Origin of the sequence: Pseudomonas sp. AOB-7 (genome assembly GCF_003696305.1) — a bacterium.
In the GTDB taxonomy this organism is placed as follows: Bacteria; Pseudomonadota; Gammaproteobacteria; order Pseudomonadales; family Pseudomonadaceae; genus Aquipseudomonas.
This window is the reverse complement of record NZ_RFFK01000005.1, coordinates 14,214-28,332: the sequence shown is the minus strand read 5'-3', so window position 1 is coordinate 28,332 and position 14,119 is coordinate 14,214. Positions and strand designations below refer to the sequence as shown.

Annotated in this window: 14 protein-coding genes; 9 read left to right on the top strand and 5 right to left on the bottom strand. The window is 67.0% G+C overall.

Going from position 1 to position 14,119, the window contains the following annotated elements; genetic code table 11:
• Positions 1-24: 24 nt before the first annotated feature.
• The gene (locus tag EA796_RS11170; RefSeq protein ID WP_122108670.1) at positions 25-1,290 is read right to left on the bottom strand and encodes an OprD family porin; all 1,266 of its coding nucleotides are present in this window, start codon (positions 1,288-1,290) and stop codon (positions 25-27) included.
• Positions 1,291-2,453: 1,163 nt separating this feature from the next.
• On the opposite strand from EA796_RS11170, the gene EA796_RS11165 reads away from it, so the two are divergent.
• Both EA796_RS11165 and EA796_RS11160 read left to right on the top strand, forming a co-directional pair.
• Positions 2,454-3,125, top strand: coding sequence for a response regulator (locus EA796_RS11165; protein ID WP_031302970.1), 672 nt, complete (start codon positions 2,454-2,456; stop codon positions 3,123-3,125).
• Complete coding sequence (locus tag EA796_RS11160) at positions 3,122-4,516, top strand: sensor histidine kinase (protein WP_122108669.1); 1,395 nt, start codon at positions 3,122-3,124, stop codon at positions 4,514-4,516. Before EA796_RS11165 ends, EA796_RS11160 begins: the two co-directional genes overlap by 4 nt.
• On the opposite strand, the gene EA796_RS11155 is transcribed toward EA796_RS11160, so the two are convergent.
• The 3 genes from EA796_RS11155 to EA796_RS11145 all read right to left on the bottom strand — a co-directional run bounded on the left by EA796_RS11155 (position 4,499) and on the right by EA796_RS11145 (position 7,148).
• Positions 4,499-5,254, bottom strand: a complete 756-nt coding sequence (locus EA796_RS11155) for an ABC transporter substrate-binding protein (protein WP_122108668.1) — start codon at positions 5,252-5,254, stop codon at positions 4,499-4,501. The genes EA796_RS11160 and EA796_RS11155 overlap by 18 nt on opposite strands.
• Before the next feature lie 69 nt (positions 5,255-5,323).
• The gene (locus EA796_RS11150) at positions 5,324-6,160 is read right to left on the bottom strand and encodes an HDOD domain-containing protein (protein ID WP_122108667.1); all 837 of its coding nucleotides are present in this window, start codon (positions 6,158-6,160) and stop codon (positions 5,324-5,326) included.
• 46 nt (positions 6,161-6,206) lie between these two features.
• The gene (locus EA796_RS11145; protein ID WP_122108666.1) at positions 6,207-7,148 is read right to left on the bottom strand and encodes a folate-binding protein YgfZ; all 942 of its coding nucleotides are present in this window, start codon (positions 7,146-7,148) and stop codon (positions 6,207-6,209) included.
• 145 nt (positions 7,149-7,293) lie between these two features.
• Between EA796_RS11145 and EA796_RS11140 the strand changes: the two genes are divergently transcribed.
• Positions 7,294-7,548 (top strand): succinate dehydrogenase assembly factor 2, encoded by a 255-nt coding sequence (locus tag EA796_RS11140; RefSeq protein ID WP_021444818.1) that lies wholly within the window; start codon positions 7,294-7,296, stop codon positions 7,546-7,548.
• A complete protein-coding gene (locus tag EA796_RS11135) occupies positions 7,532-7,990 on the top strand; it encodes a protein YgfX (RefSeq protein WP_122108665.1) in 459 nt (152 codons plus the stop codon). Before EA796_RS11140 ends, EA796_RS11135 begins: the two co-directional genes overlap by 17 nt.
• On the opposite strand, the gene nadB is transcribed toward EA796_RS11135, so the two are convergent.
• Positions 7,971-9,575, bottom strand: coding sequence for an L-aspartate oxidase (gene nadB / locus EA796_RS11130; RefSeq protein WP_122108664.1), 1,605 nt, complete (start codon positions 9,573-9,575; stop codon positions 7,971-7,973). The two genes, EA796_RS11135 and nadB, sit on opposite strands and share 20 nt — an antisense overlap.
• 376 nt (positions 9,576-9,951) lie before the next feature.
• Here nadB and rpoE point away from each other — a divergent pair, with 376 nt between their 5' ends.
• Genes rpoE through EA796_RS11105 form a run of 5 tightly spaced genes read left to right on the top strand, consistent with a single transcriptional unit; the run spans position 9,952 to position 14,003 of the window.
• The gene (gene rpoE / locus EA796_RS11125; protein ID WP_003245473.1) at positions 9,952-10,533 is read left to right on the top strand and encodes an RNA polymerase sigma factor RpoE; all 582 of its coding nucleotides are present in this window, start codon (positions 9,952-9,954) and stop codon (positions 10,531-10,533) included.
• 30 nt (positions 10,534-10,563) lie between these two features.
• A complete protein-coding gene (locus EA796_RS11120; RefSeq protein WP_021444821.1) occupies positions 10,564-11,136 on the top strand; it encodes a sigma-E factor negative regulatory protein in 573 nt (190 codons plus the stop codon).
• Positions 11,137-11,144: 8 nt separating this feature from the next.
• Positions 11,145-12,092, top strand: a complete 948-nt coding sequence (locus tag EA796_RS11115; protein ID WP_122108663.1) for a MucB/RseB C-terminal domain-containing protein — start codon at positions 11,145-11,147, stop codon at positions 12,090-12,092.
• Positions 12,089-12,544: a SoxR reducing system RseC family protein gene (locus EA796_RS11110; RefSeq protein ID WP_122108662.1), complete on the top strand. Its 456-nt coding sequence runs from the start codon at positions 12,089-12,091 to the stop codon at positions 12,542-12,544. Before EA796_RS11115 ends, EA796_RS11110 begins: the two co-directional genes overlap by 4 nt.
• A gap of 34 nt (positions 12,545-12,578) precedes the next feature.
• Positions 12,579-14,003: a DegQ family serine endoprotease gene (locus tag EA796_RS11105; RefSeq protein ID WP_031303356.1), complete on the top strand. Its 1,425-nt coding sequence runs from the start codon at positions 12,579-12,581 to the stop codon at positions 14,001-14,003.
• Positions 14,004-14,119: the final 116 nt, after the last annotated feature.

Genomic DNA, 14,119 nt, shown 5'->3' with positions numbered 1-14,119 from the left:
TCTCCTCGCGAATCTTATTGTGGGTTACCAGATCGGCAGGGTGTAGCCGACGATGACACGGTTCTCGTCCGCATCGCGGGCGAAATCGGAGCGGAAGCTGGCGTTGCGCAGGCGCAGGTAGAGGTCCTTGAGCGGGCCGTTCTGCACCACGTACTTGAACTCGATGTCGCGTTCCCATTCGCCGCCGGTGTCGTCCGAGCCGGCGATCTGCGCGTCGCTGCCTTTGATATAGCGGGTCATGAAACTCAGCCCGGGCAGGCCGAGGTTGGCGAAGCTGAAGTCGTAACGGGCCTGCCAGGAGCGCTCGTCGGCGTTGGCGAAGTCGTTGATCTGCACGAAGTTGACCAGGTAGGGGTCGCTGCCGTCGATATAGGCATAGCCGGTGTCGCCGCTCATGTCCTGGAAACCCAGGCCGAACTTGTGGCTGCCGATGCCGTAGCTGAGCATGGCGTTGAAGGCGCGGTTGTCGACCTTGCCGGCGTTGGCCGCACCGGTGTCGTCGCTGAGCATCAGGCGTACGTCGCTGCTCAGGGTGCCGGCGCCGAGCGGGTGCTTGCTCAGCAGGCCGACGAAGTGCTGGCGGTAGATGTCGTCCAGTTCGGCGTAGAAGTAGCGGCCGCTGAAACCCTGGCCGAAGTCGTAGTCGAAGCCGAGCAGATCCAGGTGATCGGCAGCGATGCCGGCGGCGAAGCGGCGGTTCTTGCTGTTGAGCAGCAGGTCCTCGGAGTTGGTCGAGGCGCGGTCGATCACCTTGTCCAGGCGGCCACCGGTGAAGGTCAGGCCGTCCAGCTCGGAGGAGGTCAGCAGACCACCCTCGAACACCTGCGGCAGCAGGCGGCTGTCGCTGGCCTTGACCACCGGCAGCTCGGGCACATGCGAGCCGTAGCGCAGCTCTGTGGCGGAGACCTTGACCTTGGCGGTCAGGCTCAGGCGGCTGAACTCGTCCGGGGTGCCGCCGTCGTCCTGCACCGGCAGCAGGTCGGTGCCGGTGCGGCCGCCGCCGGAGTCGAGCTTGACGCCGAGCAGGCCCATGGCGTCGACGCCGAAGCCGACGCTGCCGTCGGTATAGCCGGACTGCACGTCGAGCCAGAAACCCTGGCCCCATTCTTCGCGCTTGTTCTGCCCGGTGCCTTCACGGAAATCGCGGTTGAGGTAGATGTTGGTGGCGGTCAGACTGGCCGTGCTGTCGTCGATAAAGGCAGCGTTGGCGAGGGGGGCGGCGCCGGCAGCGGCGATGGCCAGGCAGAGCAGGCGGACAGGTGGCAGGGCCTGACGTGAGGCTGCGTGCATCTTGTGGTCTCCATTCTTGTTTTTGTCGCGACCTCGCACCACTGCGGGGTCGCTCGAGCAGGTGGATCGAGCCACCATGAGGCGATGCTAGAGAGGCAAGCTTTCGCCAGGCTTTCAGCACTGAAAAAAACGCCTGGAGCGTTTTTTGACGTGGCCCGCTTGGATGGCTGGCCACAGAAAGGTTCTTTGCATTTCTGCGGGGAGGGTGCGCTTAACACCGGACTGGCAAGTTGGTGTGCGCATCGCTGACTGACTTAGCACTATCCATCACCGCGTCTGCTGAACGTCTGGGTTGCGCCCCTTACGGGCGCCACACCTTTCTTGCTTGCCCAAGAAAGGTGTGCCAAAGAAGGGCACCCGGCATCCGGGTTTCGCTGCGCGAAACTTCCCTCGTTCCGGTGCCGCTCCGGGGGCCGGCTTACAAGGGCCGTCCCTGGCCCTTTAAGCGGGGCCGCCATCGGTATCTCGCCGCATCCATGCAGCTCGTCCCCCTACGCAACACCTCCACTCGGCCTCCTGACGGGACCGGGTCGCGAGCTTGCGAAATCTCCGAAAGATCAAACTCGGCGGTGTTTAGAGTTTGGCTTTTGCTCTTCAGCTGCGATGGCACAGACGACGCTCAAGTCCCCTTCAGGAGGCCGAGTGGAATCGTCGTGGAAGGGGTTGAGCGGCATGGATGCCGCGAGAGCCGCGATGGGCCAGGGATGGCCCTTCGCGGCGTGCCCCTGGACCGGTGATGGAGGGAGGGAACCCCGGCGTAGCCGGGGCCGGATGGTGGGGTGCCCTTCTCTTTGGTTACTTTCTCTTGGGCAAGCAAGAGCTACGTAGCGAAGCGGAGTAACAGCCGCGGGCTGGCCCGCAGGGTGAGCGCAGCGAATCAAGTGACTCGCCCGTGAGGGGCGAAACCAGAACGCAAGTTCGACACGTTAATGAACCTATTCCAGAAGTAGAGAGCGCCGCGATCAGAAAGCACCAACTTGCCAGTCCGGTGTCAACCAGCGCTTTCCCCAAACTACGGGAAGAACCCAGAAACGCCTGGAGCGTTTTTTGACGTCGCCTGCGACGGTCTGCAGGCGGACCTCCTGCTGGCATCTCGGCAATTCACAGCAGCCGCAACGGCGCTACACTGCGCGCCTCGAACGATGCTGCAGGCGGAGGTGGCGGTGCGGATTCTGCTGGTCGAAGACCATCCGCAGTTGGCGGAAAGCGTGGTCCAGGCGCTCAAGGGCGCCGGCTGGACGGTGGACGTGCTGCACGACGGGGTGGCCGCCGACCTGGCCTTGTCCAGCGAGGACTACGCCCTGGCGATTCTCGATATCGGCCTGCCCCGGCTCGACGGCTTCGCCGTGCTGGCGCGCCTGCGCGACCGCGGCCAGACCCTGCCGGTGCTGATGCTCACCGCGCGCGGCGAGGTCAAGGACCGGGTGCACGGCCTCAACCTGGGCGCCGACGACTACCTGGCCAAGCCCTTCGAGCTGTCCGAGCTGGAGGCACGGGTCAAGGCCCTGCTGCGCCGCAGCGTGCTCGGCGGCGAACAGCTGCAGCGCTGCGGCACGCTGGTCTACGACCTCGGCGCGCGGCGCTTCAGCCTGGACGGCGAGGCGCTGAGCCTGACCGCTCGCGAGCAGGCGGTGCTGGAGGCGATGATCGCCCGCCCCGGACGGGTGATGAGCAAGGAGCAGCTGGCCGCCCAGGTGTTCGGCCTGGACGAGGAGGCCAGCGCCGACGCCATCGAGATCTACGTCCACCGCCTGCGCAAGAAGCTCGAAGGGCGTGCGGTGCGCATCGTCACCTTCCGCGGCCTCGGCTACCTGCTGGAGGCGATCGAGGCATGAGCCGCGGCGCCAGCCTGCGCGGCCGCCTGCTGCGGCGCCTGGCGCTGCTGCTGGCGCTGATCCTGCTACTGAGCAGCCTGAGCGCCTACTGGAGCGCCCGGCGCGCCGCCGACACCGCCTACGACCGCACCCTGCTGGCCTCGGCGCGGGCGGTGGCCGACGGCCTGTACGCCGAGGATGGCAGGCTCAGGGCCAATATCCCCTACGTGGCGCTGGACACCTTCGCCTACGACAGCGCCGGGCGCATCTACTACCAGGTGCTCGACCTGCAGGGTGAGCAGGTTTCGGGCTACGAGGACCTGCCGCCGGCGCCGCCCGGCACCCGGCGCACCGACGACTACCCGGCGCTGGCGCATTTCTACGACGCCGAGTACCGCGGCCAGGGCGTGCGCGTGGTCAGCCTGCTGCAGCCGGTCAGCGAGCCGCAGCTGAACGGTATGGCGGAAATTCGCGTGGCCGAGACTCAGGGCGCGCGCGAGCGCATGGCCCGCGAACTGCTGGTCGGCACCCTGTGGCGCATGGGCCTGCTGTCGGTCAGCGCGCTGCTGTTGGTGTGGCTGGCGGTGAGCCTGGCCCTGCGCCCGCTGGAGACCCTGCGCCGGGCGGTGGCCGAACGCGCCAGCGACGACCTGCAGCCGCTGCCCGATGCCGGTCTGCCGCGCGAGGTGCTGCCGCTGGTGGGGGCGCTCAACCAGTTCAACGAGCGCTTGCGCGGGCTGTTCGAGCGCCAGTCGCAGTTTATCGCCGACGCCGCCCACGAGCTGCGCACGCCGCTGGCGGCGCTCAAGGCGCGCATCGCCCTGGGCCTGCGCGCCGAGCAACCGCAGGCGTGGCGCGACACCCTGGAGCAGGTGGCGCAGCAGGGCGATCGCCTGACCCAGCTGGCCAACCAGCTGCTGTCGCTGGCGCGTATCGAAAGCGGCGCGCGGGCCATCGCCGAGGGCGGTGCGCAGCGCATCGACCTCAGCCAGCTGGCGCGCGAGCTGGGTCTGGCCATGGCGCCGCTGGCCCATGCCCGCGGCGTCGCCCTGGCCCTGGAGGCCGAGCAGCCGGTGTGGATCGACGGCGAGCCGACCCTGCTCAACGAGCTGCTCAACAACCTGATCGACAATGCCCTGGCGCACACCCCGGCCGGCGGCAACCTGATCCTGCGGGTGCTGGCCCCGGCGCTGTTGGAGGTGGAGGACGACGGCCCGGGGATTCCCGAGGACGAGCATCAGAAGGTCTTCGAGCGCTTCTACCGGCGCGGCGCGCAGGGCAGCGGCGCCGGCCTGGGGCTGGCCATAGTCGGTGAGATCTGCCGCGCGCACCAGGCGCAGATCAGCCTGCACCAGGTGCAGCCGCATGGGTTGCGGGTGCGGGTGGAGTTCCCGTTAGGGGGTGAGGCTTAACGGCTGCCGGATCTCCAGCAGGTACTGCGCGACCTTGCCGCTGTCGCGCAGCTGCGCCAGGCCGCGGTTGAAGCGCGCGATGCGCTCAGCGTTGCCGGGCACCTCGCGCGACAGCAGCAGGTGCAGGCTGTCACTGCGCAGCGGTATGGGGTGTAGGCTCAGGCGGGCGCGGTCGGCGGCGCTGAAGTGCTGGTAGAGCATGTCAAAGCCGACCACCTTGTCCATCGGAAACAGCTCGACGCGGCCGGCCAGCAGCTGGCGAAAACCCTGTTCGTCGCTGGTCATGCGGCTCACCTGCAGTTCGCCCGCCGCCTCCGCCTGCTGGAAGGCCGCGCCGTAGTCGTAGCCGCGCGTGCCGGCGATGCGCAGGCCGCGCAGGTCGTCGATCGCGTTCCAGTCGAAGGCGCGGCTCTTGCGGTGAAACAGGTAGTAGCCGCTTTCCACCACCGGGTCGCTGATATGGAAGCGCTGCGCGCGCTCGGCGCTGTACAGCCACACCGCGCTGCCGTCGCGGTGGCCCTGTTCGGCCAGTTTCAGCGAGCGTGCCCAGGGGTGGAATTCCCACTGCACCTCGATGCCTTGCAGGGCGAAGGCCTCGGCGACGATGCGCGAGGCCACGCCGTGATGCGGCAGGCGCTCGCCCAGGTAGGGCGGCCACTCGCCGTTGGTCAGGCGCAGCGGCTCGGCGGCTTGTAGGCTGCCGAACAGCAGGGTGCAGAGGAGAAGGACGAGGCGCATGCGTGACGGCTTCCGACGAACCTGTGGGCTTGAGTCTAGAGGCAGATTGTCAGCCGCGCCGCGACGCTTTTATTGCAGCATGCTCATCGCCGCTTCCATGGCGGCGGAGAGGTCTTCGTCGGCCTGCATGTCGACGTTGGGGTCGAGGCCGAGCTTGGCGAAGGCCGGCACCGTGCTCCAGTCCAGCTGGGTGTAGGGGTGCTCGCTGCCCAGGTAGCTCTGCAGGGTGGCGACCTGGACGATGTCGACGTAGTCGACCTTGGCCGAGTCGCGGGCGAAGTTCAGGTACTGGCTGGGCACCATGGCGATCGGCTCGGGAAACTCCCAGGTGCGCAGGATCTTGTCGCCGATGATCGGGTGGATCTGTTCGATCACGTGGTTGAGGCTGATGGAGTCGGCCAGCAGTTCGTTGTGTTCCTCGGCGTAGGTGAGGATCGGCAGCACGCCGATCTGGTGCACCAGGCCGGCGAGGGTGGCCTGGTCCGGCATCAGGCGGGTGTAGTGGCGGCACAGCACATGGCAGATGCCGGCGATCTCGGTGCTCTTGTTCCACACCTCGCGCATCTTGCGGTCGACCACGTCGCTGGTGGCCTGGAACATCTGCTCCATGGCCAGGCCGGTGGCCAGGTTGCAGGTGTAGTTGATGCCCAGGCGGCTGACCGCCATCTGCAGGTCGGTGATTTCCTTGTTGGTGCGCAGCAGCGGGCTGTTGACCACCTTGATGATGCGCGCGGTGAGCGCGGCGTCGTTGCCGATCACCTTGCTGATCTGCGGGATGCCGATATCCGGATCTTCCGCGGCTTCGCGCACCTTCAGCGCCACCTCGGGCAGGGTGGGCAGCACCAGCTCGTCGTTCTCGATGGCGTGGATCAGTTCCTGTTGGACTTTTTCGGCAAGCTTGCTCATCAATGGGCTCTCTTAGGCGATCCGATGCGGCGCCAGGGCAGTTTAGTCAGCGCTGGATTTCCTGGTCGGCATCCAGCTGATAAGGCAGATCGAGCAAAGTCAGCGTCGGGCCTTCGCCGCTGCCGAGATGGAGACGGCCATCGTTGACGGCATCTTCCTGCAACACGGCGAGCAGCTCAACGGCATCGTCCGCCTGGGCGGCCAGCACCACTTCGCCGACGCTGGAGCCGTGCACCGGCGAGAACAGCTCGACGCCGATGGCCGGGGTGTCCGTGCCGCTCAGGCGCAGGCGGTACAGGCGCCGCTTGAGCTTGCCCAGGTACTGCATGCGCGCGACGATTTCCTGGCCGGTATAGCAGCCCTTCTTGAAGCTGACGCCGCCGAGGGCCTGCAGGTTGAGCATCTGCGGAATGAACAGCTCGCGGCTGGCGCCGAACACCTGGCCGACGCCGGCGCGCACCTGGGCCAGCAGCCAGTCGTTGAGCGGCGCCTGCGGCAGCGCGGCGGCCAGTCGGCTGTGCAGGCCTTCGGCGGCAGCGGCCGGCGCCCAGAGCTCGGCGCGGCCGTCGCCGAGGCGCACGGCTAGCAGCTCGCCGGCGCTGGCCATGGCATCGCGCTCGGCGCCCAGCTCCAGGCCCAGCTCGGCCAGCAGGGCGTCGCCGCCGGCCAGGCCGAAGCGCACCCAGGCGGGGCTTTCGTCGCTCAGTTTGGATTTGGAGAACACCGCGTACTTCTGCAGGTCGGCCAGTTGCGCCGCGACCAGCTCGCGCGCCATGGCCAGCAGGTAGCCGCCGTCCACCGGGACGATGCGAAAGCTCGACAGCATGCGCCCCTTGGGCGTGCAGCGGGCGCCCAGGCTGGACTGGGTGGCGGACAGGTAGTCGAGGTTGCAGGTCAGCTGGCCCTGGAGAAACTTGCCGGCATCCGCGCCGCGCACGGCGAGCAGGCCTTCGTGGTCGAGGAGGGTGAAGTACGCGCTATCGGCCATGGTGGGAATCGAGTCGCTGGAGAAAAGACAGGGGCGTCATCATAGAGGGCGCGATAGGCGCTTGTCAGCGGGCGCGGTCGTCGCTTCGGGTCAACAGCGAGACTTTTCGCCGTTATACTGCCGGCCTCTTTCAAGGAGCCGTTCCATGGTCGACGCAACCGAACTCAACCGCCTGTTCTGGCACAGCCGTCGCGGCATGCTGGAGCTGGACGTACTGCTGGTGCCCTTCGTCAAGGAGGTCTACCCCAACCTGGATGCCGACGACCGGGCGCGCTACCGCAAGCTGCTGGAGTGCGAGGATCAGGACATGTTCGGCTGGTTCATGCAGCGCGGCGAGCCGGAAGACGCCGACCTCAAGCGCATGGTGCGCATGATCCTGGACCGTGTCCAACCCCAGTGAGGTGTTCGAATGCCATTGGCAGCCCTCGCGCGGGCTGCTGAGGCTCTATCTGGCCGCTTTGGCGCTGGCTCTGCTGGCGCCCTGGCTGGCCGCCGTGCCCCTGTGGGGCAAGGTTCTGGCGCTGGCGTTGTGCCTGGCGCATGCCGCCTGGGTGCTGCCGCGGCATATCCTGCTGACTTCGCCCCATGCCTTGCGCGGGCTGCGTCGCGACGCCCTCGGCTGGCAGCTGTGGAGCGCCGCGCGGGGCTGGCAGCCGGTGCAGTTGCGCCCCGATAGCCTGGCCTTGCCGTTGGCGGTGGTGCTGCGCTTTCGCCTGCCGGGCGAGCGTTTCGGCCGCGGCCTGTGCATTCCCCGCGATGCGCTGCCGCGCGAGTTGCACAGGCGCCTGCGTCTGCGCCTGAAGTTCAGCCGCCGGCGCTGGGCTATGCCGGGGTCAGGATAGTGTCGCGCGCCTCGGCCAACTGCTCGGGGTAATCCAGGGTGTAGTGCAGGCCGCGGCTCTCGTGGCGGCGCATCGCCGACTCGATCATCAGTTCGGCGACCAGCGCCAGGTTGCGCAGCTCGATCAGGTCGCGGCTGACCTTGTAGTTGCTGTAGAACTCGTTGATCTCGCCCTGCAGCAGGCGCACGCGGTGCTCGGCGCGCTGCAGGCGCTTGTTGGTGCGCACGATGCCGACGTAGTCCCACATGAAGCGCCGCAGCTCGTCCCAGTTGTGCGCGATGATCACATCCTCGTCCGAGTCGGTGACCTGGCTGGCGTCCCAGCCGGGCAGGTCGGCCGGCATCGCCACCTGGTCGAGCTGATTGACGATATCGGCGCAGGCCGAACGGGCGTAGACGAAGCATTCCAGCAGCGAGTTGCTGGCCAGGCGGTTGGCGCCGTGCAGGCCGGTGAAGCTGGTTTCGCCGATGGCGTACAGGCCGGGTACATCGGTGCGCCCGTGCTGGTCGACCACCACGCCGCCGCAGGTGTAGTGCGCCGCCGGCACCACCGGGATCGGCTCCTGGGTGATGTCGATGCCGAAGCCCAGGCAGCGTTCGTAGACGGTGGGGAAGTGATTCTTGATGAACTCCGCCGGCTTGTGGCTGATGTCCAGGTAGACGCAGTCGATACCGAGACGCTTCATCTCGTGGTCGATGGCGCGCGCGACTATGTCGCGCGGGGCCAGCTCGCCGCGTTCGTCGAAGCGCGGCATGAAGCGCTCGCCGCTGGGCAGGCGGAGCAGGGCGCCTTCGCCGCGCAGCGCCTCGGTGATCAGGAAGTTCTTCGCCTGCGGGTGGTAGAGGCAGGTGGGGTGGAACTGGTTGAATTCCAGGTTGCCCACCCGGCAGCCGGCGCGCCAGGCCATGGCGATGCCGTCGCCGCAGGCGCCGTCGGAGTTGCTGGTGTAGAGGTAGACCTTGGCCGCGCCGCCGGTGGCGAGAATCACGAAACGCGCGCTGAAGGTGTCCACCTCGCCGCGCGCGCGATCGAGCACGTAGGCGCCCAGGCAGCGTTCGCCAGGCAGGCCGAGCTTGCGCTCGGTGATCAGGTCGACCGCCACGCGCTGTTCCAGCAGCTCGATGTTGGGCCGTTGGCGAGCCCGTTCCAGCAGGGTGTTGAAGATCGCCGCGCCGGTGGCGTCGGCGGCGTGGATGATGCGCCGGTGGCTGTGGCCGCCCTCGCGGGTCAGGTGGAATTCGAAGCCGCCGTCTTCGCGCGCGGTCTGGTCGTCGCGGGTAAAGGGCACGCCCTGGTCGATCAGCCACTGGATGGCTTCGCGGCTGTGTTCCACTGTGAAGCGCGCGGCGTCTTCACGGCACAGGCCGGCGCCGGCATTGAGGGTGTCGGCGACGTGGGATTCGACGGTGTCGGTGTCGTCCAGCACCGCCGCCACGCCGCCCTGCGCCCAGTAGGTCGAGCCATTGGCCAGGTTGCCCTTGCTCAGCACGGCGATGCGCAGCTGGGCGGGCAGGGTGAGGGCGAGAGTCAGGCCGGCGGCGCCGCTGCCGATGACCAGAACGTCGTGCTGGAAGTGTTGGTTCATGTCCGAATTCCGCGGGAATGCGAGCCCTAGTATATAGAGAGGGTCGGCGGCACAATAGCCAGCTTATGACCGACCGCAGTGCTCGGGAACTTTCTTAGTCGTTAAGGTTCCATACAGGGTCGCCCATATAAGGGAGAGCGCCGGCGCGTGCCCGCTCGATCTTCGGTCAAACCGTCGATCAATTGGGAAAACGTGTGGCGATAAATTATTCGCGCGAGCGGGATGCGTCCCGTTGGCGCCGCTCCGGCAGAGGGAAAAACAGACTCTGCGGGAAGCTTGCTTGGAGGGGAGAACTTTTGCGCGAGGCCCGAGTCTATCTTGGCAGGCTGATTCGCTCAGGGGCGCAAGCCTCCTCCAAGCATCATGAGGAGAGTGCATGCTAACCCAGGAAGATGATCAGCAACTGGTCGAACGAGTGCAGCGCGGCGACAAGCGCGCCTTCGATCTGTTGGTGCTGAAGTATCAGCACAAGATCCTCGGTTTGATCGTGCGATTCGTGCACGACACCCACGAGGCTCAGGACGTTGCCCAGGAAGCCTTCGTCAAGGCGTACCGGGCGCTTGGAAACTTTCGCGGTGACAGCGCGTTCTATACCTGGCTGTACCGCATCGCCATCAACACGGCGAAGAATTATCTGGTGTCCCGCGGTCGGCGGCCGCCAGATAGTGATGTCAGTAGCGATGACGCGGAGTTCTACGATGGCGACCACGCCCTCAAGGACATCGAGTCACCGGAACGGGCACTGCTGCGCGACGAGATCGAGGCCACGGTGCATCGAACCATCGCCCAGCTACCGGACGACTTGCGCACGGCTTTGACCCTGCGCGAGTTCGAGGGTCTGAGTTACGAGGACATTGCCAGCGTCATGCAGTGTCCGGTGGGTACCGTGCGTTCGCGGATCTTCCGTGCGCGTGAGGCCATTGATAAATCTCTGCAACCTTTGTTGCAGGAAGCCTGAGGCAGCGGCGACAGCCAAGAGAGGAACACCATGAGTCGTGAAACCCTGCAGGAATCGCTGTCCGCGGTGATGGATAACGAAGCGGACGAACTGGAGCTGCGGCGTGTGCTCGCGGCCAGTGAGGATGGCGAGCTGCGTGGCACCTGGTCGCGTTACCAGATCGCCCGTGCGGCCATGCACAGGGAATTGCTGGAGCCGCGCCTGGATATCGCCGCGGCGGTCTCGGCGGCGCTGGCCGACGAGGTCGTGCCGGTGCGCAAGGCGCCGCTGTGGCGCAGTGTCGGTCGTCTCGCGGTGGCTGCTTCGGTGACCGTTGCAGTGCTCGCCGGCGTGCGCCTGTACAACCAGGACGAACTGAGTGGCAGCCAGTTGGCCCAGCAGGACGCTGCACCGACGCTGTCTGTGCCGCAGGTGCAAGGGCCGGCGCTGCTGGCCGGTTACAGCAGCGGCGAGGCGTCGAGCGAAGCCGCCAAGCCCGGCACCGCCGGCTGGCATGAGCAGCGCCTGCCGACCTACCTGCGCCAGCACACGCAGCAGGCGGCGATGAGTGCCGGTGAGACCGCATTGCCCTATGCGCGAGCCGCCAGCCTGGAAAACCGCTAAGGAGTCACATGCGCGCGATCCCTCTCTTTCTTCTCAGCGGCTGGCTGGCGTTGCCGGCTCATGCCGCTGATGCACAAGATTGGCTCAAGCGCCTCGCCGAAGCCGAGCGTGGGCAGAGCTTTCAGGGCACCTTCGTTTACGAGCGCAACGGCAGTTTCTCCACCCACAGCGTGTGGCATCGGGTAGAGGAGGGCGGTTCGATCCGCGAACGTCTGCTGCAGCTCGACGGCCCGGCCCAGGAAGTGCTCAAGGTCGACGGCCAGACCCAATGCGTCAGCGGCGCGCTGGCCGACCAGGTCGGCGACGCCCAGGCCTGGCCGGCGCGCCATCTGGACGCCGAGCAACTGGGCAACTGGTACGACATCCGCGTCGCCGGCCAGTCGCGCATCGCCGGACGCAATGCCGTGGTGTTGGTGTTGGCACCCAAGGATCAGCATCGCTACGGCTTCGAATTGCACCTGGACCAGGAAACCGGTCTGCCGCTGAAATCCCTGCTGCTCAACGAAAAGGGTCAGTTGCTGGAGCGCTTCCAGTTCACCCAGCTGCAGGCCGCGGCCCCCGAAGCAGGCGCGCTGCAACCCAGTTCGCGCTGCCGTCCGGTACGCTTGCGTTCGGTCGATCAGGTGGTCGAAGGCAGCTGGCGTTCGGACTGGTTGCCCCCCGGTTTCACCCTCAACGCCGCTCAACTGCGGCGCAGTCCTGCCTCCGACGAGGCGGTCGCCTGCCTGATGTACGGCGACGGCCTGGCGCGTTTCTCGGTCTTTCTCGAGCCCCTGCAGGGGGCGGTGGTGGAAGATGCACGCAGCCAGCTCGGCCCTACCGTCGCGGTGTCGCGGCGCATGGCTACCGAGGCCGGCGACGTGATGGTCACCGTGGTCGGCGAGATCCCCCTGGGCACCGCCGAACGTATCGCCCTGTCCATGCGTGCCGGGGCCTCCGAACAGGTCAGTCAATGATCGAAGAACAGGGGCGCGTGGTGGCGGTCGAGCCCGGCGCGGTCTGGGTCGAGACACTGCGCAAGAGCACCTGTTCCAGCTGTTCGGCCAATGCCGCCTGCGGCCAAGGGTTGATGGAGCGTCTCGGCGTCGGCCGCCAGCGTGGCTATGTGCGCGCCCTCTGTCAGTTGCAGCTCGCGGTGGGTGACGCTGTGGTGATCGGCGTGCGCGAAGACCTGTTGGTGCGCAGCTCGCTGCTGGTCTATCTGTTGCCGCTGCTCGGCCTGTTGGGCGCCGCCCTGCTGGCCGACGGCCTCGGCCTGAGCGAGCCCTGGGTCATCCTCGGCGCTCTTGCCGGTCTGTTCGCCACCTGGCTGCTGGTGCGCTGGCGCGCGTCGCGCGTCGCCGACGATCCGACCTTGCAACCCGTTGTCCTGCGTGCGCTGCTGACCGGTGGGCCGGCGGCGAGTTGAGAGTGTTTGCGTTCCATATGGGGAGTCGTAGTCGATGAGAAAGCTCAGATCCGTTGCGCCGCTGTTGGCGGTTGCCCTGCTCTGGGGGCAGAGTCTGCTGGCCCAGGCCAGCCTGCCCGACTTCACCGAACTGGTGGAGGAGGCCTCGCCGGCGGTGGTCAATATCAGTACCCGGCAGAAGATGCCGGAGCGGGTGGCCGGCATTCAGCCGGGCATGCCCGACCTGGAAGGCCTGCCGCCGATGTTTCGCGAGTTCTTCGAACGCAACATTCCCCAAGTACCGCGCGGCCCCGGCGGCGGTCGCCAGCGCGAGGCGCAGTCGCTCGGCTCGGGCTTCATCATCTCCGCCGATGGGTATGTGCTGACCAACAACCATGTGGTCGCCGATGCCGATGAGATCATCGTGCGCCTGTCCGACCGCAGTGAGCTGGAGGCCAAACTGATCGGCGCCGACCCGCGCAGCGACGTGGCCCTGCTCAAGGTCGAGGGCGAGAATCTGCCCACCGTGCGCCTGGGCAAGTCCGACGAACTCAAGGTCGGCGAGTGGGTGCTGGCCATTGGCTCGCCCTTCGGCTTCGACCACTCGGTGACCGCCGGCATCGTCAGCGCCAAGGGCCGCAACCTGCCGAGCGACAGCTACGTGCCGTTCATCCAGACCGACGTAGCGATCAACCCCGGCAACTCCGGCGGTCCGCTGTTCAACCTGCAGGGCGAAGTGGTCGGCATCAATTCGCAGATCTTCACCCGCTCCGGCGGCTTCATGGGGCTGTCCTTCGCCATTCCCATGGAAGTGGCGCTGCAGGTGGCCGACCAGCTCAAGGCGGACGGCAAGGTCACCCGCGGCTGGCTCGGCGTGGTGATTCAGGAAGTGAACAAGGACCTGGCCGAATCCTTCGGCCTGGACAAACCGGCCGGCGCGCTGGTCGCTCAGGTGCTGGAGGACGGCCCGGCGGACAAGGGCGGGTTGCAGGTCGGCGACGTGATCCTCAGCCTCAACGGCAAGCCCATCGTCATGTCGGCCGACCTGCCGCATCTGGTCGGCGGCCTCAAGCCGGGCGAGAAGGCCGAGATGGACGTGGTGCGCGAAGGCTCGCGCAAGAAGCTCAGGCTCACCATCGGCACCCTGCCGGAAGAGGGGCAGGAGCTGGCGGCCGCCGGCACGCCGGGCGGCGAACGCAGCAACAACCGCCTGGGCGTTAGCGTGGTGGAGCTGACCGCCGAGCAGAAGAAGGGTCTCGACCTCAAGGGGGGAGTGGTGGTCAAGGAGGTGCTCAACGGCCCGGCGGCGATGATCGGCCTGCGTCCGGGCGACGTGATCACCCACCTGAACAACCAGGCCATCGACTCCACCGCCACCTTCGCCAAGGTCGCGCAGGAGCTGCCGAAGAACCGTTCGGTGTCGATGCGCGTGCTGCGCCAGGGGCGTGCCAGCTTTATCACCTTCAAGCTGGCTGAGTAATCCGGGCAACGCTGAAGAAGGGCGCTTTCGGGCGCCCTTCTGCGTATCTGCACCAGCGCGGTGTGCACGTGACGCGGTCGCGAGGGATCGGGTACAATCCGCGGCTATTTTCGGCA

Excerpts from the sequence above, each read along its gene's own strand:
- EA796_RS11170 (WP_122108670.1), bottom strand. The coding sequence starts at position 1,290 with ATGCACGCAGCCTCACGTCAGGCCCTGCCACCTGTCCGCCTGCTCTGC.
- EA796_RS11160 (WP_122108669.1), top strand. The coding sequence starts at position 3,122 with ATGAGCCGCGGCGCCAGCCTGCGCGGCCGCCTGCTGCGGCGCCTGGCG.
- EA796_RS11155 (WP_122108668.1), bottom strand. The coding sequence starts at position 5,254 with ATGCGCCTCGTCCTTCTCCTCTGCACCCTGCTGTTCGGCAGCCTACAA.
- EA796_RS11150 (WP_122108667.1), bottom strand. The coding sequence starts at position 6,160 with ATGAGCAAGCTTGCCGAAAAAGTCCAACAGGAACTGATCCACGCCATC.
- EA796_RS11145 (WP_122108666.1), bottom strand. The coding sequence starts at position 7,148 with ATGGCCGATAGCGCGTACTTCACCCTCCTCGACCACGAAGGCCTGCTC.
- EA796_RS11140 (WP_021444818.1), top strand. The coding sequence starts at position 7,294 with ATGGTCGACGCAACCGAACTCAACCGCCTGTTCTGGCACAGCCGTCGC.
- nadB (WP_122108664.1), bottom strand. The coding sequence starts at position 9,575 with ATGAACCAACACTTCCAGCACGACGTTCTGGTCATCGGCAGCGGCGCC.
- rpoE (WP_003245473.1), top strand. The coding sequence starts at position 9,952 with ATGCTAACCCAGGAAGATGATCAGCAACTGGTCGAACGAGTGCAGCGC.
- EA796_RS11120 (WP_021444821.1), top strand. The coding sequence starts at position 10,564 with ATGAGTCGTGAAACCCTGCAGGAATCGCTGTCCGCGGTGATGGATAAC.
- EA796_RS11115 (WP_122108663.1), top strand. The coding sequence starts at position 11,145 with ATGCGCGCGATCCCTCTCTTTCTTCTCAGCGGCTGGCTGGCGTTGCCG.
- EA796_RS11110 (WP_122108662.1), top strand. The coding sequence starts at position 12,089 with ATGATCGAAGAACAGGGGCGCGTGGTGGCGGTCGAGCCCGGCGCGGTC.
- EA796_RS11105 (WP_031303356.1), top strand. The coding sequence starts at position 12,579 with ATGAGAAAGCTCAGATCCGTTGCGCCGCTGTTGGCGGTTGCCCTGCTC.